Annotated in this window: 22 protein-coding genes; 7 read left to right on the plus strand and 15 right to left on the minus strand. The window is 46.3% G+C overall.

All coding sequences use genetic code 11. The annotated features are described in order from the left end of the window. Window positions 1-294: 294 nt before the first annotated feature. Window positions 295-738, plus strand: a complete 444-nt coding sequence (locus MY523_RS00885) for an REP-associated tyrosine transposase (RefSeq protein ID WP_250656926.1) — start codon at window positions 295-297, stop codon at window positions 736-738. A gap of 69 nt (window positions 739-807) precedes the next feature. Here the strand turns inward: MY523_RS00885 and ppk2 are convergent, their stop codons facing one another. The 4 genes from ppk2 to MY523_RS00900 form a co-directional block, all read right to left on the minus strand. Then, a complete protein-coding gene (ppk2, locus tag MY523_RS00890; RefSeq protein WP_250656927.1) occupies window positions 808-1596 on the minus strand; it encodes a polyphosphate kinase 2 in 789 nt (262 codons plus the stop codon). Between the two features lie 123 nt (window positions 1597-1719). Beyond that, entirely contained in the window at window positions 1720-2403 is a 684-nt protein-coding gene (locus MY523_RS00895; RefSeq protein WP_250656928.1) for a helix-hairpin-helix domain-containing protein, read from the minus strand. A 102-nt stretch (window positions 2404-2505) separates the two neighbouring features. After that, the gene (locus tag MY523_RS21785; RefSeq protein WP_256469594.1) at window positions 2506-2628 is read right to left on the minus strand and encodes a hypothetical protein; all 123 of its coding nucleotides are present in this window, start codon (window positions 2626-2628) and stop codon (window positions 2506-2508) included. Between the two features lie 37 nt (window positions 2629-2665). Beyond that, a complete protein-coding gene (locus tag MY523_RS00900) occupies window positions 2666-2842 on the minus strand; it encodes a hypothetical protein (RefSeq protein ID WP_250656929.1) in 177 nt (58 codons plus the stop codon). A 295-nt stretch (window positions 2843-3137) separates the two neighbouring features. Between MY523_RS00900 and MY523_RS00905 the strand changes: the two genes are divergently transcribed. After that, window positions 3138-4466 carry an acetyl-CoA hydrolase/transferase family protein gene (locus MY523_RS00905; protein ID WP_250656930.1) on the plus strand — a complete coding sequence of 443 codons (1329 nt, stop codon included), beginning with the start codon at window positions 3138-3140 and terminating at the stop codon, window positions 4464-4466. Window positions 4467-4537: 71 nt separating this feature from the next. Here MY523_RS00905 and ppk1 read toward each other — a convergent pair whose 3' ends face one another. The 9 genes from ppk1 to MY523_RS00945 form a co-directional block, all read right to left on the minus strand. Continuing rightward, entirely contained in the window at window positions 4538-6598 is a 2061-nt protein-coding gene (ppk1, locus tag MY523_RS00910) for a polyphosphate kinase 1 (RefSeq protein WP_250656931.1), read from the minus strand. A gap of 137 nt (window positions 6599-6735) precedes the next feature. Then, window positions 6736-6981: a CAP domain-containing protein gene (locus MY523_RS21890; protein ID WP_370301508.1), complete on the minus strand. Its 246-nt coding sequence runs from the start codon at window positions 6979-6981 to the stop codon at window positions 6736-6738. Beyond that, the gene (locus MY523_RS00915) at window positions 6927-7532 is read right to left on the minus strand and encodes a DUF3299 domain-containing protein (protein ID WP_250656932.1); all 606 of its coding nucleotides are present in this window, start codon (window positions 7530-7532) and stop codon (window positions 6927-6929) included. The genes MY523_RS21890 and MY523_RS00915 overlap by 55 nt, the downstream gene beginning before the upstream one ends. A 4-nt stretch (window positions 7533-7536) precedes the next feature. Then, window positions 7537-8796, minus strand: coding sequence for an ABC transporter permease (locus tag MY523_RS00920; protein ID WP_250656933.1), 1260 nt, complete (start codon window positions 8794-8796; stop codon window positions 7537-7539). Then, on the minus strand, window positions 8796-9503 hold the full coding sequence (locus tag MY523_RS00925; RefSeq protein ID WP_250658752.1) for an ABC transporter ATP-binding protein: 708 nt from the start codon (window positions 9501-9503) through the stop codon (window positions 8796-8798). The genes MY523_RS00920 and MY523_RS00925 overlap by 1 nt, the downstream gene beginning before the upstream one ends. An 82-nt stretch (window positions 9504-9585) precedes the next feature. Further along, window positions 9586-10242: a zinc uptake protein ZrgA gene (gene zrgA / locus MY523_RS00930; protein ID WP_250656934.1), complete on the minus strand. Its 657-nt coding sequence runs from the start codon at window positions 10240-10242 to the stop codon at window positions 9586-9588. A 148-nt stretch (window positions 10243-10390) separates the two neighbouring features. Further along, entirely contained in the window at window positions 10391-10675 is a 285-nt protein-coding gene (locus MY523_RS00935) for a hypothetical protein (protein WP_250656935.1), read from the minus strand. A gap of 87 nt (window positions 10676-10762) precedes the next feature. Beyond that, window positions 10763-11830 carry an AraC family transcriptional regulator gene (locus MY523_RS00940; RefSeq protein ID WP_250656936.1) on the minus strand — a complete coding sequence of 356 codons (1068 nt, stop codon included), beginning with the start codon at window positions 11828-11830 and terminating at the stop codon, window positions 10763-10765. A gap of 311 nt (window positions 11831-12141) precedes the next feature. Further along, entirely contained in the window at window positions 12142-12498 is a 357-nt protein-coding gene (locus MY523_RS00945) for a YibL family ribosome-associated protein (protein ID WP_250656937.1), read from the minus strand. Between the two features lie 150 nt (window positions 12499-12648). Between MY523_RS00945 and MY523_RS00950 the strand changes: the two genes are divergently transcribed. Continuing rightward, window positions 12649-13122 (plus strand): YehS family protein, encoded by a 474-nt coding sequence (locus MY523_RS00950; protein WP_250656938.1) that lies wholly within the window; start codon window positions 12649-12651, stop codon window positions 13120-13122. 77 nt (window positions 13123-13199) lie between these two features. Here the strand turns inward: MY523_RS00950 and MY523_RS00955 are convergent, their stop codons facing one another. Beyond that, a complete protein-coding gene (locus tag MY523_RS00955) occupies window positions 13200-13598 on the minus strand; it encodes a hypothetical protein (protein ID WP_250656939.1) in 399 nt (132 codons plus the stop codon). Between the two features lie 39 nt (window positions 13599-13637). Next, window positions 13638-14552, minus strand: coding sequence for a tRNA (adenosine(37)-N6)-dimethylallyltransferase MiaA (miaA, locus tag MY523_RS00960; RefSeq protein ID WP_250656940.1), 915 nt, complete (start codon window positions 14550-14552; stop codon window positions 13638-13640). A 317-nt stretch (window positions 14553-14869) separates the two neighbouring features. Between miaA and MY523_RS00965 the strand changes: the two genes are divergently transcribed. The 4 genes from MY523_RS00965 to MY523_RS00980 all read left to right on the plus strand — a co-directional run bounded on the left by MY523_RS00965 (window position 14870) and on the right by MY523_RS00980 (window position 21822). Next, window positions 14870-17059: a molybdopterin oxidoreductase family protein gene (locus tag MY523_RS00965; protein ID WP_250656941.1), complete on the plus strand. Its 2190-nt coding sequence runs from the start codon at window positions 14870-14872 to the stop codon at window positions 17057-17059. A gap of 22 nt (window positions 17060-17081) precedes the next feature. Next, window positions 17082-18998 carry a DmsC/YnfH family molybdoenzyme membrane anchor subunit gene (locus MY523_RS00970; RefSeq protein WP_250656942.1) on the plus strand — a complete coding sequence of 639 codons (1917 nt, stop codon included), beginning with the start codon at window positions 17082-17084 and terminating at the stop codon, window positions 18996-18998. A 782-nt stretch (window positions 18999-19780) separates the two neighbouring features. Next, window positions 19781-20419: a hypothetical protein gene (locus MY523_RS00975; protein ID WP_250656943.1), complete on the plus strand. Its 639-nt coding sequence runs from the start codon at window positions 19781-19783 to the stop codon at window positions 20417-20419. A 386-nt stretch (window positions 20420-20805) separates the two neighbouring features. Continuing rightward, entirely contained in the window at window positions 20806-21822 is a 1017-nt protein-coding gene (locus tag MY523_RS00980; protein WP_250654847.1) for an IS110 family RNA-guided transposase, read from the plus strand. Window positions 21823-22463 lie beyond the last annotated feature (641 nt).

Raw genomic sequence — 22463 nt, forward strand, 5'->3', positions numbered from 1 at the left:
GGCGCGGGGTACCCTCGTACTTGGGTTTGATCGGGCGCGGGCACCCTCGTACTTGGAATTGTTCGGGCGCGGGCACCCTCGTACTTGGACTTGATTGGGCGCGGGAAACCCTCGTATTGGGATTTGATCGGGCGCGGGGCACCCTCGTACTTGGACCTGATCGGGCGCGGGGCACCCTCGTACAAGATCGGGAATTTCGTCGGGCTCCTGACGTTCTTGCATAATGGATAGGGCCACTTGTTGGAGGGTGCCCCGCGCCCGATAAATAATTAAACCTTGAAAAGGATTTCAACGGTGAAACCAGAAAAAGGCTACTCTCAGCTTAAGATAGGTCGCTATTCTCAAGTTGGATTTGCTTACCATTTAGTGATGTCGACAAAAGGTCGGCAACCTGTTTTTAGTAACTTCTCTCACGCTAGGTCTGTTATTCGAATTATGAAAACAGATGAAGACCTGGGGTTTACCAAAACCTTATCGTTTGTGGTAATGCCAGACCATATCCATTGGTTGGTAAAGCTTGATAAGGGCACTATCTCTCAGGCGGCTCAAAGAATTAAATCATTGTTTACTAAATATTCGGGTTTAGATATCTGGAATGTCGGATTTTATGATCATGCAATTCGCACGAATGAAGCGTTGATTGATGTTGCTCGTTATATCGTAGCGAATCCTTTAAGAGCTGGAATAGCTGAGAGTATAAGCGATTATCCTCATTGGGATTCAGTTTGGTTGGGATAGTGTAGAGATCGGGCGCGGGGCACCCTCGTACCAGGGCGCCCTGCGCCCGATAATTGATTCGGTGCTGGATTAGTATATATCCGGGATATAACTTTGGTTCTCTTTCGGGCTTCTTATATAGCCAATGTCAGACTGCCGTTCAGGTAGCTCAACTGGTTTGGGTGACAGGTCTTCATAGTCGATTGAATTAAGCAGGTGAGATATTACGTTGAGCCTAGCTCGTTTTTTATCGTCGCCATCGACGACATACCAAGGTGACTGTTTTATATCGGTATGGGCAAACATCTCATCTTTTGCCTTTGAATATTCAACCCATCGTGCCCGGCTTTCCAAGTCCATTGGGCTTAGTTTCCAATGCTTGGTTGGGTGATATATCCGATCCTGAAAGCGCCTTTCCTGCTCTTCATCGCTGACAGAGAACCAGTACTTTATCAGTATGGTACCTGACCGTATCAGCATTCGCTCGAACTCAGGGCAGGAGCGTAAGAATTCGACATACTCTTCTTCGGTACAAAAATCCATGACCCGCTCAACGCCTGCGCGGTTATACCAGCTGCGATCAAATAGCACTATTTCTCCACCAGCGGGCAAGTGCTGAATGTAGCGTTGGAAGTACCACTGTGTTTTTTCACGGTCAGTGGGGGCGGGGAGTGCGGCAATTCTACATACACGAGGGTTTAGCTTTTCGGCAATGCGTTTAATGCAGCCACCTTTTCCAGCTGCATCTCTACCCTCGAATATAACGACAACGCGCAATTTTTTATGCCTGACCCACTCTTGAAGTTTTACCAACTCAATTTGGAGTCTTTCGAGTTCTGATTCGTAGAATTTTCTTTTTAATTTAGGTCGCGAGGTCATTCAAATTGCCTCTATCTTATTGTTTTTTTCTTAACAACATATGTGGCAACCTGCTGTATATCCTTCGCCTTGATGCGCACAAAAGTTTTCAGCAGATTAGCCCATATGTAACTGCCTGGAAGGCTACTTTTTGTTTAACAGCGCTTGGGCCTGCTCTTTCCAGGTTTCAAAACCGCGCGTGTTTTCAAACTCTTTAAGTGCCTGAGCTTTGTCTGCTGGTGTGTTTGCCAGGTCTTCGAGGCTTGTGAATCCAGCGGCGGCTAATTTCTTTTGAATTACTGGGCCAATGCCTTTTATTGCAGCAATAGTGGGCGCTTTAGCTGTTTTGGCGGGTGCAGTCTTTGCCGGGGCTTTTTTAGCCGGAGCCTTTTTAGCTGGCGATGATTTTTTAGTTGTGCTCTCTGGGGTGCTTTTCTTTGCTTTAGGCGCAGATGTCTTAGAGGCTTTTTTTGCCGGTTTTGCTGTGTGGCTCTCTTTGAGGTTAAGCTTTTCGGCTAGCTCAGTCGGAAGCTGGGCGATGACCTTGTCTTGCAGCTTCAGAACAGATTCCATACGCTCATCAAATTCATCCTGCAACTTCGCTACTTTTTTGTGATAACTCTTCTCAAGTTTCTTGAGTAGCTTTTTGGCAGGCTTGCTTGGGTCTTTACTGAGAGACTTAACCTGTGAGGTTAACTCATCTACTTGCTTTTGCAGATCTTTCTGAGTGGATTTTAGTTTGGCATTAATCTCTTTTAGCATGGTATCGCCTTTTGCTTTAACTTTTTTCATTTTCTTTTCTGGTGTCTTCTGGTTTTTTTTTGCCACTTTAAGGTTCTCCAAGGCTAGGTGAGTTTCACGGCTATGTCGCTCACGCCGAATCAGGAGACGCGTGTTTTAGCTCCACCTGATTCGGGCAGAACACCGCTATTATGCTGCTTTTTTCAGTGCTTTTTTAAGCTTTTTCAGCTTTTTTTCCTGCTTCTCGATTTTTGCTTTTCTTGCTTTAATCTCTTTTTTGATTCCTACTGCTTTTTTTGACGGCTTTGCCATTTTACATTCTCCTTGGGTTGTGTGCGAATTGCACGGTTTAATCACTGGTTTTATGTTCTGCGACAAATTGTCGTATAAATCTTCTGAGCTCTCGTGCTGCGCTGGTATCTAATTCTTCACAGAGTGATACAAACTCATCCCGCTCTTCACCATTAATACGGATAACCAGTTGACTGTCTTTTTTGCCTGGCTTCTTGCGCTGTTTTTTTGTCATCGTATGGATCACTCAAAGCAAACTAATTACTCATTTAACGGCTACTAAGTGTATATACAAATAATATGCTTGGTATAGACGCTAGTCAATTACACTTTTATGACAGCTGAACCCGTGTGGATGAAAAATGATGCCCACTGGTTACAGATTTTTTACCGCCAGTGATGAGGATATTTTCTGTTTGAATATCTGCGATTTAATAAAAAGTTCACTAGAGCTTCATCGGGCTTGAGTATTGGGTCGCTACAGTCTGCTGATAACCGCTTACTGAGCACACCAAACCGGGCCTATTCAAATGATTATCGACAACTCCAATATTTATCAGGAATACGACAGAAAATGCGTTAGTGCGTTATATGCTGCACGACAGCTTGATGATGTGAAGAATCTTATTTTAGGGATGAGTGTTGCGATGCCTCCCGGATTGCTGACAGCTGTTGCAGCAGCACTTAAGAACAACGATATACCGCCCCTTAGCATTTATTACATGCATGGATCCGAGGTTTTGAAGAATACGTTACTATCGCCTGAAATGAAGAGTATGGTGACCCCGCACCCTATTTTTATGAGCGCCCATGACCGAGAAGCCATCAAACGGATGGGCGTGCCGAATGGTATGCAGTTTATACCGGCGACCTTCCATCAGGTCGGGCGTATGCTGACTGAACATATATCCCCCGACTGCTTTATGGTGACCGTTTCCAGAATGGATAAGCATGGCTATTTTAGCTTGGGAACCAATGCAGACTACGGCGCGAGCGTCATTCGTAAGGCGAAAAAAATTATTGTTGAAGTCAATGAGCATATGCCCAGAACCTTTGGTGAGTGCACGGTGCATATTTCAGAAGTAGACTATTTAATTGAGAACAATCAGCCGCTGATGGAATCACATCCTCAGCGCACCTCTGAGACAGATTTAAAAATTGCTACTCAGATAGCAGGCTATATTCAAGATGGCGACACACTGCAAATGGGCATTGGCGGAGTGCCTAACTCCGTATTAGGTCTGCTGGGTGAGCATAAAAATCTCGGTTTACACTCTGAGTTGTTTTCACCGGCGATTGCCAAACTGATTCAGCAAGGGGTTATTACCGGCAAGAAGAAGTCATGGATGCAGCATAAGCATGTATTTACCCTGGCTATTGGTAACCGTGCGATGTATGACTTTATGGATGACAACCCCTCCGTTGTGGGTTACCCGGCATCATGGGTTAACAACCCCAATATTATCCGAAAAAATAAAAATATGGTCTCGGTGAATGCGGCGATTGAAGTGGATCTGGCAGGGCAGATTAATGCGGAGCAGCTAAATGGCCAGACGTTTTCAGGTACCGGGGGCCAGCTTGATTTTGTCAGAGGGGCTTATGCGGCTGAGAATGGTCGCTCCTTTATAGCGCTTCACTCCACGGCTAAAAGAGGCTCTATTAGCCGAATTGTGCCAAAGTTAAAAGGCAGTGCCGTAACGGATACCCGGATGGATACACACTATGTGGTGACCGAATACGGTAGTGTAAACCTGAAAGGGAAGTCACTGCCTGAGCGCGCCAGGGCGCTGATTCTGCTGGCTCATCCGCAGTTTCGTGATGAACTCAGTCAACAGGCTCGTGAGCTGGGCTGGCTATAGCCGTGTTTGTTGTTGATATCATATGCGGCTAAGCGGGTTGCTATTTTTAAGCAGCCCGCAGCTAAGCCTGATTACGCTGATTCAAGCTTCTTCAAATAATCATAAATGGCGATCTGCGAACGGATTTTTCGCCGATTGCCTCGGGCGACATACTGATTCTGTTGCTGGCTGTCTATCACTCGCGCTTTAGTGGTGTCTGACCACTGAATCTCCAGGATATCGATAATTCGCTGTTTCAGGTCGTTATCATAAATAGGACAGCCGACTTCGACCCGTTTATCGATATTTCGAGTCATCCAGTCGGCGGAGGATATATAAACCTCCTGTTGACCATTGTTATGAAAAACTGAAACTCTGGGGTGTTCGAGATAGCGGTCAACGATACTGATTGCTTTGATGTTATCACTGAGCCCCGGAACGCCTGGCAATAAGGTACACATGCCGCGAATGATGATTCGCGTTTTAACACCGGCAGCGCTGGCTTTATAGAGTCTGTGGACGATGCCCCTGTCGACCAGATTATTTACTTTAATCATAATCTCAGCCCGAAGCCCCTGGGAGGCATGGTCGATTTCGCGATCTATTAATTGGTAAAGCCGTTTACGGGTATCGTTTGGTGAGACAATCAGGTGCTTAAACTCATACTGTTTGTAGCTGTAACGAATAAAATTAAATACATTTTCAACTTCACGGGTGATTTCAGGCTGCTTGGTGAAAAGGGAAAAATCGGTGTATATTTTAGCGGTTTTTTCATGAAAGTTGCCTGTTCCTACATGCGCATAATGGGCCAGAGTCCCGTTCTCTTGCCGTGAAACCAGGCACAGCTTTGTGTGGCATTTTAAGCTTGGAATCCCGAATTCAACCTTGATCCCGGCTTCAGTTAGTTGCCGTGCCCACTCGATGTTTGCTTCTTCGTCAAAACGTGCTCTTAGCTCAACGACTACCATCACTTTTTTGCCGTTTCGGGCAGCGTTGATTAATGAGTGAATAATTCGGCTGTTCTTGGCAACGCGGTAGATGCTGATTTTGATCGACCTGACCTTAGGGTCAAAGGCAGACTGCCGCACGAACTCAATAAAATGGTGGAACTTATGGTAGGGATAGTAGAGCAGGATGTCCTTTTCAGTAATCGCCTCATAGACGGTTGGAAAGCGTTCGAAGTCTTTGCTTTCCAGTGCTGGAAGAGACTCGTGTTCAAGATACGAACGACCAATATTGGGGAAGCCTATAAAGTCGCGGAAGTTATGGTATCGGCCACCGGGAATAACGGCATCGTAATTGGCTATACCCACCTTGCTGATAATGAACTGCAACATGGCCGGAGGCATTTCACGGTCATGCACCAGTCGAACGGCTGAGCCTGTTAGTCGTTGCTTCAGACTGAGTGACATTTTCTCAAGTAAGGATTGGTCTATGTCATCAGAAAGGCCATACTCCGCATCCCGTGTGAGCTTCATGGAATACGCCTGAGATATATCGTATTCGAATGAGCCTTTAAAAATAGTATTCAGGCAATACCTTAAAATATTATCCAGCATAATAATGCTGCGCTTCTTTTTACCTTTTTCGCGGGGCAGTTCGACAAACCGGGGAACGTCCTCTGAGGGCACCTCAAGCAGCGCATATTGAGTGTCATGCTCGTTTGACAGGCCAACAACCAGGTAGGTCACATCGTCATCAAGCACCTGGGTTAAGTCAACAATGTCGGTGCACATAATAGGCGTTATGTGCTTAAGTACCTCATCTTTGAAGTAGTTATTAACCCAGACGCCCTGATCTTCAGTAAGCTGTTGTTCGTTGATCAGAAATATATTGCGTCGGGCTAGCCCTTTAAGGGCCTCAAGGTAGATGGTGTCGAACTGTTGGGTGAGATCGAGCACCTTGGTCTGAATTTTTTGCAGCAATGCCGTCGCTTTTTTCTCATCTCCGCCATGAGCGCGATTGATCAGAATCATGCGTTTAACATTGGCGACCCTGACCCTGAAAAACTCATCCATATTATTTGAGAAGATGCCCAGAAAGCGTATTCGTTCAATGATCGGGACATTCTTGTCAGCGGCCTCCTGTAAAACGCGCTCATTAAAGGATAACCAACTGATCTCTTTTTCAATAACGGTGTCTTCTGTTGCCATTTTTTCTGTGTAACCTAAATATGAGAGTAGGTCATCTATTTAAACGGCAAGACATGACACTTGTGTGACGATAGCGAGATGAACAGTCGGGCTTTGCTACAAGTTCGCTACAAGAGGGATGACGAATACCGACTCGCCTATCGCGGTGATGCAAATACCTGAGTCCAATAGGTTGGGTAATCTGCTGTGGTTGAATCAACTTTGCTTGTGCCCACCTCCTGATAACGGCTGCTCATGATGTTTCGGCAGTGTCCGGGGCTGTTAAGCCAGCCTTCCATGACCTGAGTGACGGAGCTTTGGCCCGCTGCGATATTTTCTCCAGTGATTGTCAGGGCGTCTCTTTGTACAGTGAAACGTTTTTCGCTTTCATACTGTACCCTGATACCGCAAGCTCGCTCTCTACTTCACCCACCTTAATTGGCCCTTCTATCCAGACCGGGTCATAAAGCATGTCCGGGTGCACGCCTGTCGGGTAGTTAACATAGACAATTTGATTGCTGGGAGGCGGTGGCGTGTGCATACAAGCGCCAAAGTAGGGAACCAGCAAGAACTCAGTGACTTTGTTTTCGTCTCCACCAAGAGGCACCATAAAACCCGGTAATCTTACCTGCTGGCCATGGAGCTCTTCCTTCACTGCGTTAAGAAGAGGAGACATCTCTTGCACTGCCGCGTCTCCGCTATGATTGATCCGAACGCCGCCACTCTTTAATATCTCTGCCATGGTCTCTTCAGGAATCAAATCTTGCCATTGCAGGGTTTTAAAGGTGTCTGCGTAGCTGCTGGCTGATAGTGGCGTGAGCAGCCCGGTTAATATCAGGCACAGACAGTAGTTTACGATGTGTGATAAGTTTGTATTGCGCACAATAACGCCCTTTTTAGAATGTTGGTTGATGGTGCCGCTTGCACCCTGGTTATGCTTATTTGATGTACTCATTTTGTTAGACCCGAATAGTCATACCGTCAGCCAGAGACATCCGGTATGCCCGAATTGAGGGAACAATCCCGATAACAAGTCCTGACATGATGACTAACCCCAATAGCTGCCACTCATATGCCGTGAGTGCTGATACGGTAATCAATATGCCAAAGTTAGCCTGGAGTATTGGTTGGGCAGCCAGCAGCAGGCCAAACAGGGTTAGCACGCCTAGTAGTGCCCCCACTAATGCCAGGATACCGGCCTCGCTGATCATCAATAAGAAAATCTGTACTGGCCTCGCACCTACCGCCCTGAGAATGGCCATTTCGCGCCTTCGCTCGTTCAGGCTTGCCAGAATCATAGTCAGCATTCCCAGTAAACCAGATGCCACCACAAAGCCGGAAATCACCACTAATGCCTGCTCTGCAATACCCATCATGCTCCATAATTCGTGCAGGGCAACACCCGGAATAATGGCTTGCAGAGGCTCTTGTTTATACTCGTTGATGGCCCGCTGCAGTTGAAAAACCCTTATTTTGGATGTGAGCCCCATTAGCGCAGCGGTGATCACTTTGGGTTGCAATGACTCAATATCAAGTTGAGAGCTATCGACAGACCCGGCTATGGGCGGCGCGCCGTTGTTCCAGCCAACATGAATAGCCTCAATGGCGGGGAGGCTTACGTGCACCGTTTTGTCAACTGGCGTTGAGGTGGGGGCCAGTATTCCTGTAATGGTAAACGGCATCTGATCATGTTTGGTAAATGAGGTTGACCCAGCTCCATGTGCGATAATAATCTTATCGCCAAGGTTATATCCGAGCTTCTTGGCCACTTCAGCGCCAACAACGGCATCAAAAAGTGAGCTGAATGCTTTGCCGCTAGAAAATTGCAAAGCCTGGTGTTGGCCAAACTGGTAGTACTTGAAATAATCGGTATTGGTTCCTAATACACGGTAGCCACGATGGGAGTCGCCTAATGATAAAGGCACTGACCACTTGACCGACTTATGGTTGGCAAACTCCTGATAGCTCTGCCACGAAATATTATTGGTCGCGTTGCCAATTCTGAATACTGAATAGAGCAATAATTGAACTGGGCCAGTGCGCGCGCCTAAAATCAAGTCGGTGCCGGAAATGGTATTTGAGAAGCTCTCTTTCGCCTGAGTCCTTACCCGCTCAACGCCCAATAACAAACTGACGCTGATCGCGATGGCAAAGACGGTGAGCAAGGCCGTTGTTCGGCGGTTATAGAGGCTTTTGAGTGCAAGTTTTATGATGGCCACTATGATTTCCCCTCCTTTTCGCCTGAACGGGCTTTGTTAATGTTGGCCAGTGCAACTTGATGATCAAATAGTGGCGATAGCGTGTCGTCATGGCTAACAAACAGGAGCGTGCTGTTCTCTCTATCGCACTCCTTAAATAACAGGTTAATAAATGACTCTCGGGTGTCGGTATCCAGCGCCGAAGAGGGCTCATCAGCAATAACCAGCTCGGGTTGTCCAATTAAGGCTCTGGCAGTAGCGACTCGCTGTTGTTGCCCAATGCTCAACTCTACCACCGGTCGATCAATGATCTCTCCCTCCAGTTGAAGGTCGTGCAATAAACGACGCGCTTCAGCTTTAATGGTTGCTGAGTTGGCCAGTGCCTTGCCTTTTCGTTGCTTGGAAAAGTGGCAGGGCAAGCAGACATTTTCGGTTACAGACAGGTAAGGGAGCAGGTTGAACATTTGAAAGATATAACCCATATGATCCGCTCGAAAATGGTCTCGCTCGGAGCCTTTCATTTGGCTGATATTGCGGCCCAGCACCTTGAGTTGGCCACTATCTGGCAAGTTTACACCTGCAATGAGCCCGAGCAAGGTAGACTTCCCGGTTCCACTGGGGCCTTTAAGGAACACTTTATCACCTTGGCTCACCGAGAAATGATCAATATCGATGACTGGTTCAGAGGAACCAGGCCAACGGTACTTTACATTATTTAGCTCAATAATGGGCATATCACATGACTCCTAACAGGTTAAAGGCGAAGCAAAAAATAGTGCAACGCCTCTAAGCAGACCTTTCTATAAAGCCTTAAAGTTGAATAGTTGAGGCTTCTGACGACAACTCCGCTGAGAACTGGCGCTTATCAGTCACTATCTGAGCATCAATCTCATCGGTGAGAGGGAAGTGCTCGAAAATCATAACCTTGACCGTATTAAGCGCAGCGGGGGTCGCGCAAGAAAACTGGTATGTCACCTCAAACTCGGAATGGCTCTCAGCTTCATCGTGGTGCGACTCGTCCTCGCCTTCATGGCCATGTGACTCTTCTTCATGATGCTCATCGTGCTCATCGTGCTCATCGTGCTCATCGTGCTCATCGTGCTCATCGTGCTCATCGTGCTCAGTGAGTTCAGACACCAGGTTTACCTCTTCCTGCTCACATTTTGCAGTGGCTGGGAAGGTAAACATTGCTTGTCCCTGTTTTAGCAGGCTAATGGCTTTTTCCAGGCTTTGTTTTTCTTGCTCGTTGGTGGGGGCATGTTCAAATCCTACAATATTCGCTGCGGGCGACTCCAATTGCAGCTGGATGATATTGCCTTCCTGAACCAGATTGAGTGTTGCGTGCCCGTGTTCATGCGCATCGTGCTGGCGGTGTGTTTCCTCATGGTCATCCGCAGATACCGTGGATGAAATACTGGCTAGCAGCAGAAGAGCAGGGGATAGTGCCCTGATTGATCGGTTGTTCATAGATGTAACCCTGGTTTTTTAATATTCATTGAACGTTCTTGACCTAAAAACGAATAACAACAGAGAGCAATGCAGTCGCTGATTACACCGCGATATTGAGCAGCGATAATTCTTGACCAGGCTCCCTATTGCTCTGACTTAATAGACTCTAAACCAGTGGTGGTGCCCGAGTGGCATAGCCAGGCCATTCCTGACGTTGGTACGCAGAGGAGGTAGACGCAGTATTAATAATTGCGGCGGCGGCAAAGTTATCCAGCGGCGTGGTCAGATTTGAAACAGCAGGGGAGCTGTTTCCTGAAATACAAATGCTACAGTGCTCGCCGTGGTCTGAATCCAGCGTCGCTTCTATATTGTGGCCTATGCCAATGCCGACACAAAGTAATATCAGTGTGATGGTAAAGGCATTTTGCCATTGTCGCATTTGTTTAAACATTACATACAACTTGAATGTATTGGAGGGGGCTAACACTATCGCTACAATATTTCATTTGTAAGACAGATTCAATACTGAGGATATTTGTCATACTTCCTCTTCCATCTGTCGAGTATGTGCTTGCTTGCCTGTCCCGCTAGACTGCTTTTTTTGTCGATACTCGGAAGGGCTCATGTTTGTCCAACGCTTAAATGCCCGGTTAAAGGTACTGGAATTGGAAAAGCCTAAATAGTTGCTGATCTCTTTTAGCGGTTTTTTCCGAACTGCGATCATCTTAACGGCAACGCCTTTTCTTACTTCATCGCAGATCTCAGTGAAGTTGGCACTTTCCTGGTTCAGATGCTTCTTAAGTGTGCTCGGGCTCATATTGAATGCTTTTGCTACATCCGCAACGCTTGGGACGCCATAGGGGAGCTGCTTGACAACGTAGTCAAATACTCGTCTTTTTAGCGGAACATTCACCAATAAGCGCTCTGCAATTTCTTCTATTTTCTTTAATAGATAGCGGAAAATATAAGGGTCGGATGAATATACTTTTGTTTTTAATACGGCGGTTTCGACGCTTACCGAATTAGTCGGTTGGTTGAATTTTACCGGGCATTTGAAGTGAGCAATGTAATGCTCAGGCATGGTTTGGGGCGGGTGCTTAAAGCTGACTTCCAATAGCTTAACGTCATCTTGGTGTTTGCTACCCGCTAAAAAACGGGTCATGGTCAGCATCGACGCGAAGTCCAGTTCAATCAGCGGTATCAGACCGGGCTCGTCATGGGCTGTTTCCAACACCAGTGTCAGTTCATTACCGCTGCCTCTCTCGGTGTTTAATATAAAAGCATCGTTAATCAGGTGGGTATATCGAATGGTCAGATCCATGACTTCATTCAAATTGCCACAGTTCATAAATGCATGGGAGATAATGCCGTACTCAGAGGGGTGCATCTGAATGCCAATATCTAACCCAAAGGCGGGGTTCTGAGTCTTCGCTGCGACAGCATCAACCAGCCGCAGTATTTCTAGAAGCGGCACTCTGCCTCGTTTGGCTATCGGGATGTTGGCATCTGAGGCGATTTTTTCAAGTGAATCAAATCCACTTCGGCTCAGATAACCAGACATCATATTCATATAGATAGTTGACGCACTGTAGTGAGTCTCTTTCATACCTTGTCACACTGTTTTTATTTTTATGGTCGCTACTCGCTCATGACGGGTGCGTTCTTTTTATGGGTTCAATTTTTACATGAGTTGCTTTTAGTAAAATTGTGCAAATAGTGTACATTTTCTAAAAATGACATTCAATGTGATTTTATGTGCAGAAATGCGGGCTAATGTTCAAAATATGATTAAAGTTAGGCCTGAGAGGGGCGCGCCCTTTGAGTCAAAACCGGTTCAAAGGGCGGTGTTAAATATGGGTAAAAAATTAGAACGATATCGGAGTGTGGGGCAGGGGAGGGTGCATAGGTTGCCAGGCGCTAAAACGCCTTGGGGGCAAAGCCGGTTACTTCACTGACGCCTATCTCGCGACCCAGCGCAGTCAGAGGGTGAACAACCACCAGGCCCTTAACCGACTTTTTCAGTTTACCCATATCGGCCTGTTCACTTTTGGTAAGCGGTCGACTAAATGCCATCGACTTGATTTTGCCACCTTTGCTGCTGATTTGGTTGGCCTGGGCATTTTTAAGTGACTCAATCTGTTTAGTGAGCGCCGCAATTTCCATTCGGCTCTGTGCAATGATTTCTTGATCAAACCGTTTCTCGGCAGCGACAAATTTGCGGCGAGTCTTGTCTAACTTATTATTAAGTTGCTGTAGTTCTTGCTTTAAATTCATGCTGTTACCTTAAAGTAATCAATTCTATTCAATCGCGTTGGCTGCATTATACAGTAAGTAGAGAAATCACCACTATAAGTCTGCTAAAATAGCGCTTCAATTATGCGGCGGGTCATGGGGACGTTGCCGTAATCTAATCAGGGCTTATTTGTGACCAATAACGATATCTTGCGTCGTCTGCGCTTCACTCTGGATGTTAATGAACCCCAAATGGTAGCTATTTTCGCCTTGGCTGATCATAAAGTGTCTGGCACGCAGGTCACCCGATGGCTAAAGAAAGATGATGATCCAGCGTTCTGTCCGTTGACTGATAAAGAGCTGGCTATTTTCCTGAATGGACTTATCACTGAAAAGCGGGGCCAGAAAGACGGGCCTAAGCCTGTGCCAGAGAACCGTTTGAACAATAATATAATTTTCAGGAAGCTGAAAATTGCACTTAACCTGCAAAGTGACGATGTATTGGCGATTATGGACTTGGCCAATCTTAAAATGAGTAAGCATGAGCTAAGCGCGTTTTTCCGTAAGCCAGGCCATCAGCACTATCGTGATTGCCATGATCAGATCTTTCGCAATTTTTTAATGGGGCTACAGCTTAAATACCGCCCTGAATCGGGTTCAAAATAGTCTTTGTTTGACGCTTTCCCCGCCAGAATAATGACAGCGCTTTCTGCCTGCGGGGAAACATATTTCTTTAAGATTAACTAATCTTCCACTTCCATAAACTCTAATCGCTCTAAATCCGATACCGTGATCTGTTGCCCGGTAATCGTGATAAACGTTCTACCGTGAAGGTCTTTTTTGTAGGCCTGATAGGTATCGGTGCTGCCGCTTTGCGGGTTAACGATTTTGATGTCGTAAAGCCTGTGCTCATCCTGCCAGTTAAGAAACAGCATTGTGGTACCCGTGAGCAGAGTTAGCGACAGCACTGCAATTGCAATCACTTTTATGTTTGCGTCGGTGCTTTTTTCTGTCTCGGGTTGAATGGTAATCGTATGAGTTGTCCTTCCTCTTTGAGGAGGCTGTTCTAACGACTTTTTATATCGAATAAACACCACCGTACCAACAATGATGAGAAGGGTGATCAGTATCTTGGTTAGCATATGGTTGTGTTCTCTCTGGCTTGCATGTTGACCGTCGCTCTATGGAGTAAGCATCTCTATGGCTTGGGTGTATGGATCAGATGCGCCATCTAACCAATGAATGGTTGTGCCTTTACGTTCCATGCGCCTGAACCATTTTTCCTGCTGTTTTGAGAACGTATGAATCGCCGAGTTGAGTTTTTGAAACATATCATTGCGATTTAACTCACCCTTAAGGTAAGCGGCGACGAAGCGGTACTCTAAGCCATAGAAGTGCAGGGACTCCCAGCTGACACCCTGCTGATGTAACCGTTCGACTTCTTCGATAAGCCCGTGCTCCATGCGCTGTTTGAGCCGTTCAGTAATTCGTTTTTTTAAAACAGCGCGCTCCCATTTAATGCCAAAAATAATGGGGCTTATTTCTGGCAGAGCGACTGACGGTTGCTTGGAGTGGCGTTCTGCTTCTGCAATTTCTATTGCCCGCACCAAACGCTCTCGATCAAGCAAATCCGTAGTATTGTGTAGCTTGGGATTGAGTGCTTTGAGCCGCGCAGTCAGTGACTCATGGCTTTGAGTTGCGAGTGCTTCCCTTAACTCGGTATTGATTGCAACTTCGGTGAATTGATACTGGCTGAGAACTGACTCTAAATAGAGGCCAGTTCCCCCTACTAATAGAGGCATGTGATCTCTATGCTGTATTTCAGCAAAGGCATCGCAAAACCGCTTCTGAAACTCAAACACGTTAAACTCATAACCAGGGTCAACAATATCGATTAAGTGGTATGGAATCTGTTCATATTCCTCAAGATCTTTACCACTACCAATATCCATTCCCCGGTAGACCTGCCTTGAGTCGGCCGAGATAATTTCGCCTGCGAACCGCTGGGCGAGTTTTACCCCCAAAGCTGTTTTACCTGATGCGGTAGGGCCGAGTACGACGACTAAATTGATCTGTTCTGGAGAAATAGTACTCACCTAATGCGACTCTGCGGTTGATCATGACAGCATGGTTAATAAATGTGGCGGCTAGTTTATCGTTTTTCAGTTGTTTTGAGTAGAAACAAATATATCGCAGGGTCTATTACTACCTGTCTCTACAGCCAGATATCTCTATAAATACCTTGCCCCGTATGGCCTGGCCCGTTAATTGCTGATAGCTACCTAGTTAAAAATTAAACGCTTATAAAACATTAAGTTAAATAATAGTGTGCATGATTTTGGTGCAGGCGGCCATTGATCGCATGTAAACGTGCACTATTGAGAGGCTTTACGTTCTATCACTGGGGGCATTTATGCTATTTGGTCGTACAGATCGAAAACCAATAAAAATACTCGACAAGCAAGTTGCTGAATGGAAGTACACCACCTGTGGTTACTGCTCAACAGGTTGTTCTATTCAAGTCGGTCTTGATACAGAAGGAAAAGCGGTTGCGACACGAGGTAATGCAGCGGCTGATGTGAACCGGGGTAAGCTCTGTATTAAGGGGATTTTTGAACATGAACTGTTTGACGCAGCAGGCCGTGGTGATGCTCCATTGATGCGTGATAAAGCGTATGAAGCCTTTCAGAAAACAGACTGGGATACCGCCTTTGACAAAACCGCGTCTGAAATCAAGCGTATTCAAGAGACCTACGGCAAAGACTCATTTGCCATTGTTTCGACCGGGCAATTGCTGACGGAAGAGTTTTATTCGTTGGGCAAGCTCGCCCGCGGCTGCATAGGCACCAACAATTACGACGGCAACACCACGCTCTGTATGGCGTCTGCGGTATCTGGGTACAAGCGCTCTTTTGGCTCAGATGGCCCACCAGGGTGTTATGAAGATTTTGAGCATACCGAGTGTCTGATTGCGTTTGGTTCTAACTTGCCTGAGCAGCACCCGATTATTTACTGGCGCCTTAAAGAGGCGTTGGAAAAACGCAAGTTCCCGCTGATTGTTGTAGACCCACGCGTCACTATGCTGGCTCAATTTGCCGATATGCATCTGCCGATTACACCCGGTACGGATGTGGTGCTGATTAACAGCCTGATGTATGTGATTCTGGACGAAGGGTTAGAAGATAGAGCCTATATAGACGCCCATACCAATGGCATCGAAGAGGTTGAAGCGCTGGTTAAAGATTACAACCCTATTGCGGCCTCAAAAATTTGTGGTATTGATGAAGATACTATTCGCACGGTGGCAAGGCTTTACGCCAAAGCGGGCGCGGCAATGAGTATCTGGACGATGGGTATTAACCAAAGTACTCATGGCTCAGATGGCGTGGTGGATATTAATAACCTGAACCTGATTACCGGCAACATCGGCAAACCAGGGGGCACAAGCCTCTCAATTACCGGCCAGTGCAATGCGATGGGCACACGAGAGTGGTCATCTTGCTCGGGCCTTCCAGGTTATCGTTATCTGGAAAATGAAGCAGATAGACAGGAGATTGCCGACTTTTGGGGCATCGACAAAGAGTTCTTCCCTGAAAAACGCGGTCTGGCGCAAACTGACATATTCCCTGCCATTGAAACGGGCCAGATCAAAGGGCTTTGGCTGGTGGCCACCAACCCGATGACCTCAATGCCCAATACCTCACGTATTCGTAAAACACTGGAGAAACTTGAATTTCTCGTCGTGCAGGACTCGTATCAAGACGTTGAAACTAATCAATATTCACACATGTACTTTCCCGCAGCTGTTTGGGCAGAGAAAGAGGGCTGCTTCACTAATACCGAACGACGAGTGAATATCGTGCGACAGGTTGTTCAGCCAAAAGGCGATTCAAAGCCTGACTTCTGGATTTTCAAAGAAATGGCCAAGCGCTTCCCGAATGGCGAAAAAATTCACTTTCCTGACACCCCGGCAGGTGCGTTTGAAGAGATGAAACAGCTCTCAAAAGGTGATAGCCGTACCCTCGATATTTCGGGTATGAGTCACGATAAAATAGAGCAGGCCGCGGGTATTCAATGGCCTTTCCGAGAAGGGGCTGAAGGCTTAAAGGGAGACCAGCGGTTATATACCGATGGCCACTTCCAGACCAAGAGCGGCAAAGCGAACCTGATTCCCATTGTATTCAGAGACAATAACGAATGTCCCGACGAGCAGTACCCGTTCTGGATGAACAGTGGGCGGGTGGTTGAGCATTTTCATACCCGAACCCGTACCGGAAAAATCGGCAACTGTAACAAGTTCAGCCCAACCCCCTATATGGAAATGAATCCTGATGCAGCGCGTGATCTGGGGGTTGAGCACCAGTCTTATGTGCGTATTGCCTCTCGCCGTGGCGATGCCGTAGTAATGGTACAGCTGACTCACCGCGTGCCAAGAAATATGGTGTTTATTCCATTTCATTTTCATGATTGCGTAAACCGTGTCTCGCTGGGTTTGCTAGACCCGCATTCAAGACAACCTGCGTTTAAGCAATGTGCTGTGCGCATTGAACCTGTAGACCAGGCACTGGCTGCTCAACTGAATGCTGAACGTAGAACATTTTAAGGCACTGTTCCTAGGAGATAAGATGATCGATTTATTAACAAAAGCACGTGACCGTCTTGATCAAATGGGCGTAGATGCGGCACCCAAGAATACTGAAGCACGGCCTATTTTCCCGACTCGGGAAGAAGAGCGCCCTTACGCAAAGCTTAACGACCCGGTCGTAAGTGATGAAAACCGTTATGGAGTGAAGATTGATCTGCTTGATCTGACCAATAACGAACTGCCAGCAGAACGGCCGATGTACATCAACGACAACCCGACTGTGGGTGACAACCCTAATCGTAACAAGCAGCACGGGTTTCACTTTACGGCTGATAACTGTATTGGCTGCCATGCCTGTGAAGCGGCTTGCTCTGAGAAAAACGGCAACCCGGCGCATTTGGCGTTTCGCTCGGTCGGTTATGTAGAAGGGGGCAGTTATCCCGACTATAAGCGCCTGAATATCTCAATGGCCTGTAATCACTGCGACAACCCGGTGTGTTTAAAAGGCTGCCCAACTCGCGCCTATACCAAACACGCAGAATATGGTGCGGTACTGCAAGACCCCGATACCTGTTTTGGTTGTGGTTACTGTACCTGGGTATGCCCCTATAACGCACCGCAGCTAGACCCGATTGAAGGGCAGGTCTCCAAGTGTAATATGTGTGTAGACCGCCTTGAAGTCGGCCTAAAACCCGCCTGTGTTTCCGCCTGTTTAGGTAACGCACTTAACTTTGGCGTGATTGAAAACACCCCGGAAAACCGAGAGCAGATCAAAACCTCTATTCCCGGCTTCCCAGACCCATCCATTACCCAACCAAATATTCGTTTTCAGCAGACCCGCACCATGCCAAACGAAGTTCAGCGTACCGACTCCATGCCGGTTAAATACCACAAGCAAGAAGACGGCACCTTCCGTTCAGTGGTTGATGAAAAGGCAGGCCGAGTTAAATCGTGGGCTCTTGATAAACTAAGCTCTCGTGAAAATCCGCTGGTTATCTTTACCCTATCAACCCAAGCGGTTATCGGTGCATTCTTGATGACGTTCCTAGGGCCACTGTTGGGCATAGACGCATTGTCAGCAGTAAAAGAGAGTGCAGCATACTTCCCCATGCTTATTTCATTGATTGTGATTCAGGCCGGAGTATTAGTGTTATCAACCCTGCACTTGGGTAAGCCATTACGCTTCTATCGTGGTTTTAACAACCTACGTTACTCACCGTTGAGCCGAGAAGCGTTAGGTATTGCCATGTTCTTCGCAGGGCTTGCAGGGTATACGTTTTTTGAATTACTTAACGTATGGTTAGACCTATGGATTCTCGATATAGCTGCGATAGCCGCCGGTGTTTTTGCGACGGTGTCTGCACTGGTCGGTTTGTACTTTATGCACTGCATCTATCGCATACAGGCGCGGCCATTCTGGAACCACTGGCAAGTACTCACCTCATTCTTCGGCACTATGTTTAGTGTGGGAGGCATCTTACTTGGCTTGTTTGTCATCACGGCTATGGCCATTCAAGGGCAAGACTACAGCGCCATGGTTTCTACATTAGGCGGGCTGGTTGCCGTCGGCTTAATCGCAGAAGCTATTGGTTTGGCATTTCACGCTCGTTATCTGAATACTGAAAACGGCGAAGGCGCTGCCGCGCACTACATACAGTCCACCACCTTTGGTAAAACCTACCTGCTTAGAAATGCGCTGATTGGGTTAGGTGTTGTATCTTCACTGGCAGTAGCTGCCTTTGCACCCGCAGGTTGGTTCGCGATGACATTGGTGCTACTGGCATCACTCGCCGTTGTCGCTGCACTGCTAGCCGGGCGCGCACTGTTTTACGTGTTGGTGATACCTACTACCATGCCGGGCGCGTTCTTCTGGAAGAACAAAGGCTTCGAGCAACATGCCCGCGATATTGGCCTAGCCAATATGCCACAGGTAGGGGTAGTGCCTGATTTGCATTGATAGGGGGTAGTGAATAAAGAAAAAGCCAGCCTGTTTAGGTTGGCTTTTTTGGTTTGTGGAGCCTGCTCAAAAGAAATACGCCCAGCTATGCTGCCGAGTCAGGTAGCCGTGATGTAAGGAGGCACGACTGGAATCAAGGGATTTTATAGACGGCCAGTTATTCGCAAGAGGGTATGACCGGGGCATGCCAACAGGAAACCCTGATTCCGTTCGTACCTCTCTTCATCAAGGCTACAAGTGTAATACTATGGATACCCTCCAATCATTCCCGCGAACAAGGTGAATTGCGAAGCAAGAGAGAGCACCCAGGGGTGGTAGCCCTTTTTTCCCATTGCCCACGCATCATCAATCTATCACACCCTACGTCCTCCCCACTGTCATTCCCGCGAAGGCGGGAATCCAAGGTTTTGTATTTAGTTCTGGACTGCTACACCAATACAGCAAAACGCCTTATTTTGAAAATAACTGCTGCGTATGAGTAGCGTTATGTTGAAATGACTGGAAAGTCATTTTGATTTGGGTATGGTGGTAAAACGCACTTATTTAATATTGACACGTATTGCGAGTGAATAGAGGATGAGTTTGGTTTCTGGATATAGCTGCCGCTCTATATTTGGATACTTGTGCATATGTAGATATGGTGGCGATATATATCGTGTCTATATGAACGTTCAGTTAAATTAGCTGTTATGTTTCCGTATTACCCAGAACTTGAATTAAATTGCAGTAATCAAAAGAAATGTGATGTGCGGTAGATACTAAAATAGAAAAGGACTTAAATAATGAAGTTAAAATTTGGACTTATGTTGTTGGCTTTATCAATAAATGTAGCCAATGCAGGATTAATATCAGTTGATGATTTGGTGTTGGGTGATGGCAAAATCACTAGAGACACCAATGCTCAGCTTGAGTGGTTAGATCTGGATCTAACAGCTAATCTCAGCTGGAATGCAGCAGAAAGTAGTTATGCTGCCTTTGGTTTTAGTCACGCCACTGTTGCGCAGGTAGAGAGCCTTTTTATTAGTGCCGGCATTTCAGGTATTGATACCGGAACAAGCGCCGTTAATTATACACCTTCAGTAGAGCTTCAAGATCTAATAACATGTCGTTCTGGGTTCAACTCAACTACTTCTAGTAGTCTATGTACATCTTACGCTTTTACTGCACTAGATAGCTCTGGCCGTTCTGAACTTTCTTGGATTAATAGAAACGATACTCTAGGTGTATCAACAGTAATCGCGAACAGTAACAATTTTATTGGTACTAATAAACCTAGCGCTCTAGATACATACCACCATACAACCCGAAGCCATTGGATGGTGCGTAGTATAGAGGTTCCAGAACCAACGTCTTTTAGCCTTGCAGTTCTGGGTTTACTATCATTATCTTTGGTAAAGCGCAGAACTAATAAAAACCAATAGGGCCAGACTCGATTGCTAGGCTATCCCTTCACCAAAGGGGTTGGTGACAAATGAGAACCAATGGAGTCTGACCCCATTGGTTCGTGTTAATGAAAGCAAGGGGTGATGCACGTGCGATAGTTAAGAAAAATGGTCACCCGAAAAAGCTTAAGTAAGTGCCATTCGGGGCAGAGTGAAAAAATAAACCAGCTGCATTCAAAGGGTCGTAAAGATTTATTTTTAACCAGTAATCAATCATTCTACTTTTTCCTTTTACGCCCCTTAAGAATGGAAGGGCAGAGTAGAAAACGATTCTCAGTTGTCACTGAAAATCATAAGTCGCCTCCCTCGCCGAGGCATCCAGAGGTATACTCGAGAGGGCTTACACTCAACAAAGGAGACGGCTTATGCAACTTTACTGCGGAATCGATCTTCATAGCAACAATAGCGTTGTATCGTTAATCAACGATAACGATACTATTGTTCAAGAAAAGCGTTTAGATAATGATCTCAATGATATCTCTAAACTACTAGCACCCTACCAATCAGACATTTTCGGAATAGTTGTTGAATCGACATACAATTGGTATTGGCTTGTTGATGGTCTAATGGATGAAGGCTATCCAGTTCATCTAGCTAATACGCTTGCCATTCAACAATACAGCGGATTGAAATACACGAATGATTTAACGGATGCGCGTTATTTAGCTCACCTACTAAGATTAGGCATACTTCCTACGGGATATATTTACCCTAAAGCTTTACGTGCTATTCGCGATCTACTAAGGAGAAGGCTCTTGCTGGTTAAGCAACGAACCGCTCATCACCTTAGTTTACAAAGCATGATTAACCGGCACACAGGTGAGAGGCTTAATGCGAATAAGATAAAACATCTTACAGAAGCAGAACTGAAAGCTCACTTTTCAACAAGCGCAGCGCAACTAACTGCGTTGACTGAGTGGCATATGATGAAAAAACTCTCTCAGCAAATTACTACGATAGAAAATTTTGTTCTCAGAGAATGCCAGCAAGGGGAATTGTATTCAATTCTACTTAGTATCCCTGGCGTTGGAAAAATACTGGCGATGACCATTTTGCTTGAGACTGGACCAATTGAGCGTTTTCCTCGTGTTGGAAATTATTCATCTTATGCTCGTTGTGTGCCTTCCGATAAGGTCAGCAATGGTAAATCAAAAGGGAAAGGAAATACGAAGAACGGAAATAGATATTTAGCAATGGCTTTTGTTGAAGCAGCACATTATGCATCTATCTGGAATACTGATATAAAACGAGCCTATCAACGCAGGCTGAAGAAATCACCAACAATGGTTGCCAAGAAAGCGATAGCCAATAAATTAACGAGAGCGTGTTATCACATGCTCAAGGAGAAAACGATGTTTGATATTAAACTCGCATTTGGTTAAACAGCTTTTCAGGCGATGAGATCAAAAGGGGTATGGTTAACCTAGGGCTCTGAATATCCTTCGCCTGAACCTAATTTGGTTTAATGGAGTGCCCTCTGCATAAGCTCTCCGGAGACTGACTTCGAGTCTTTAACTCTGTACCAATTAGCTATGCAGGGGTACTGATTATTTAATGGGGTATGAATATACCAGGGGTAAGCGGCTTTGCGCGTTATGGGGCTCAGCCGTTTAGCCTTGATCCTGATGGGTGACTGAAGCACTTCATTTTGAAGTAGCACAACACAACTAAAATCAGGTGTACTTCATGACAGCCAAAACAGTTTATATTTAGGCATGGGTGCCACGACGCGCTTCGTTCAAACTCGTGCTATTGACAAACTAGCGACTTATGGGCGCCCCTTTTTAAGGCCTTAGAATCGGGCGCGGGGCACCCTCCTGCAAGGGGCTTGGCAACATGTGTGGTTACAAATAGGTAGTGGGCTGGGCTTAATTTTCTGCTGGGCATAATGCATGCCCGATAGGTTAACTTTCTTGCTTGTGGAACCTGCTCAAAAGAAATGCGCCGAGTCAGGTAGCCGTGATGAAAGGAGGCACGACTGGAATCAAGGGATTTTATAGACGGCCAGCTATTTGCTAGAAGG

This window comes from Alkalimarinus coralli (assembly GCF_023650515.1).
GTDB lineage: Bacteria > Pseudomonadota > Gammaproteobacteria > Pseudomonadales > Oleiphilaceae > Alkalimarinus > Alkalimarinus coralli.

Coding starts and splice junctions, on each gene's coding strand:
- ppk1 (WP_250656931.1), bottom strand. CDS start 6,598: ATGGCAACAGAAGACACCGTTATTGAAAAAGAGATCAGTTGGTTATCC.
- MY523_RS00940 (WP_250656936.1), bottom strand. CDS start 11,830: ATGAAAGAGACTCACTACAGTGCGTCAACTATCTATATGAATATGATG.
- MY523_RS00965 (WP_250656941.1), top strand. CDS start 14,870: ATGCTATTTGGTCGTACAGATCGAAAACCAATAAAAATACTCGACAAG.
- MY523_RS00975 (WP_250656943.1), top strand. CDS start 19,781: ATGAAGTTAAAATTTGGACTTATGTTGTTGGCTTTATCAATAAATGTA.
- MY523_RS00955 (WP_250656939.1), bottom strand. CDS start 13,598: ATGCTAACCAAGATACTGATCACCCTTCTCATCATTGTTGGTACGGTG.
- MY523_RS00980 (WP_250654847.1), top strand. CDS start 20,806: ATGCAACTTTACTGCGGAATCGATCTTCATAGCAACAATAGCGTTGTA.
- MY523_RS00900 (WP_250656929.1), bottom strand. CDS start 2,842: ATGACAAAAAAACAGCGCAAGAAGCCAGGCAAAAAAGACAGTCAACTG.
- ppk2 (WP_250656927.1), bottom strand. CDS start 1,596: ATGACCTCGCGACCTAAATTAAAAAGAAAATTCTACGAATCAGAACTC.
- MY523_RS00915 (WP_250656932.1), bottom strand. CDS start 7,532: ATGAGTACATCAAATAAGCATAACCAGGGTGCAAGCGGCACCATCAAC.
- MY523_RS00970 (WP_250656942.1), top strand. CDS start 17,082: ATGATCGATTTATTAACAAAAGCACGTGACCGTCTTGATCAAATGGGC.
- MY523_RS21785 (WP_256469594.1), bottom strand. CDS start 2,628: ATGGCAAAGCCGTCAAAAAAAGCAGTAGGAATCAAAAAAGAGATTAAA.
- MY523_RS00945 (WP_250656937.1), bottom strand. CDS start 12,498: ATGAATTTAAAGCAAGAACTACAGCAACTTAATAATAAGTTAGACAAG.
- MY523_RS00905 (WP_250656930.1), top strand. CDS start 3,138: ATGATTATCGACAACTCCAATATTTATCAGGAATACGACAGAAAATGC.
- zrgA (WP_250656934.1), bottom strand. CDS start 10,242: ATGAACAACCGATCAATCAGGGCACTATCCCCTGCTCTTCTGCTGCTA.
- MY523_RS00935 (WP_250656935.1), bottom strand. CDS start 10,675: ATGTTTAAACAAATGCGACAATGGCAAAATGCCTTTACCATCACACTG.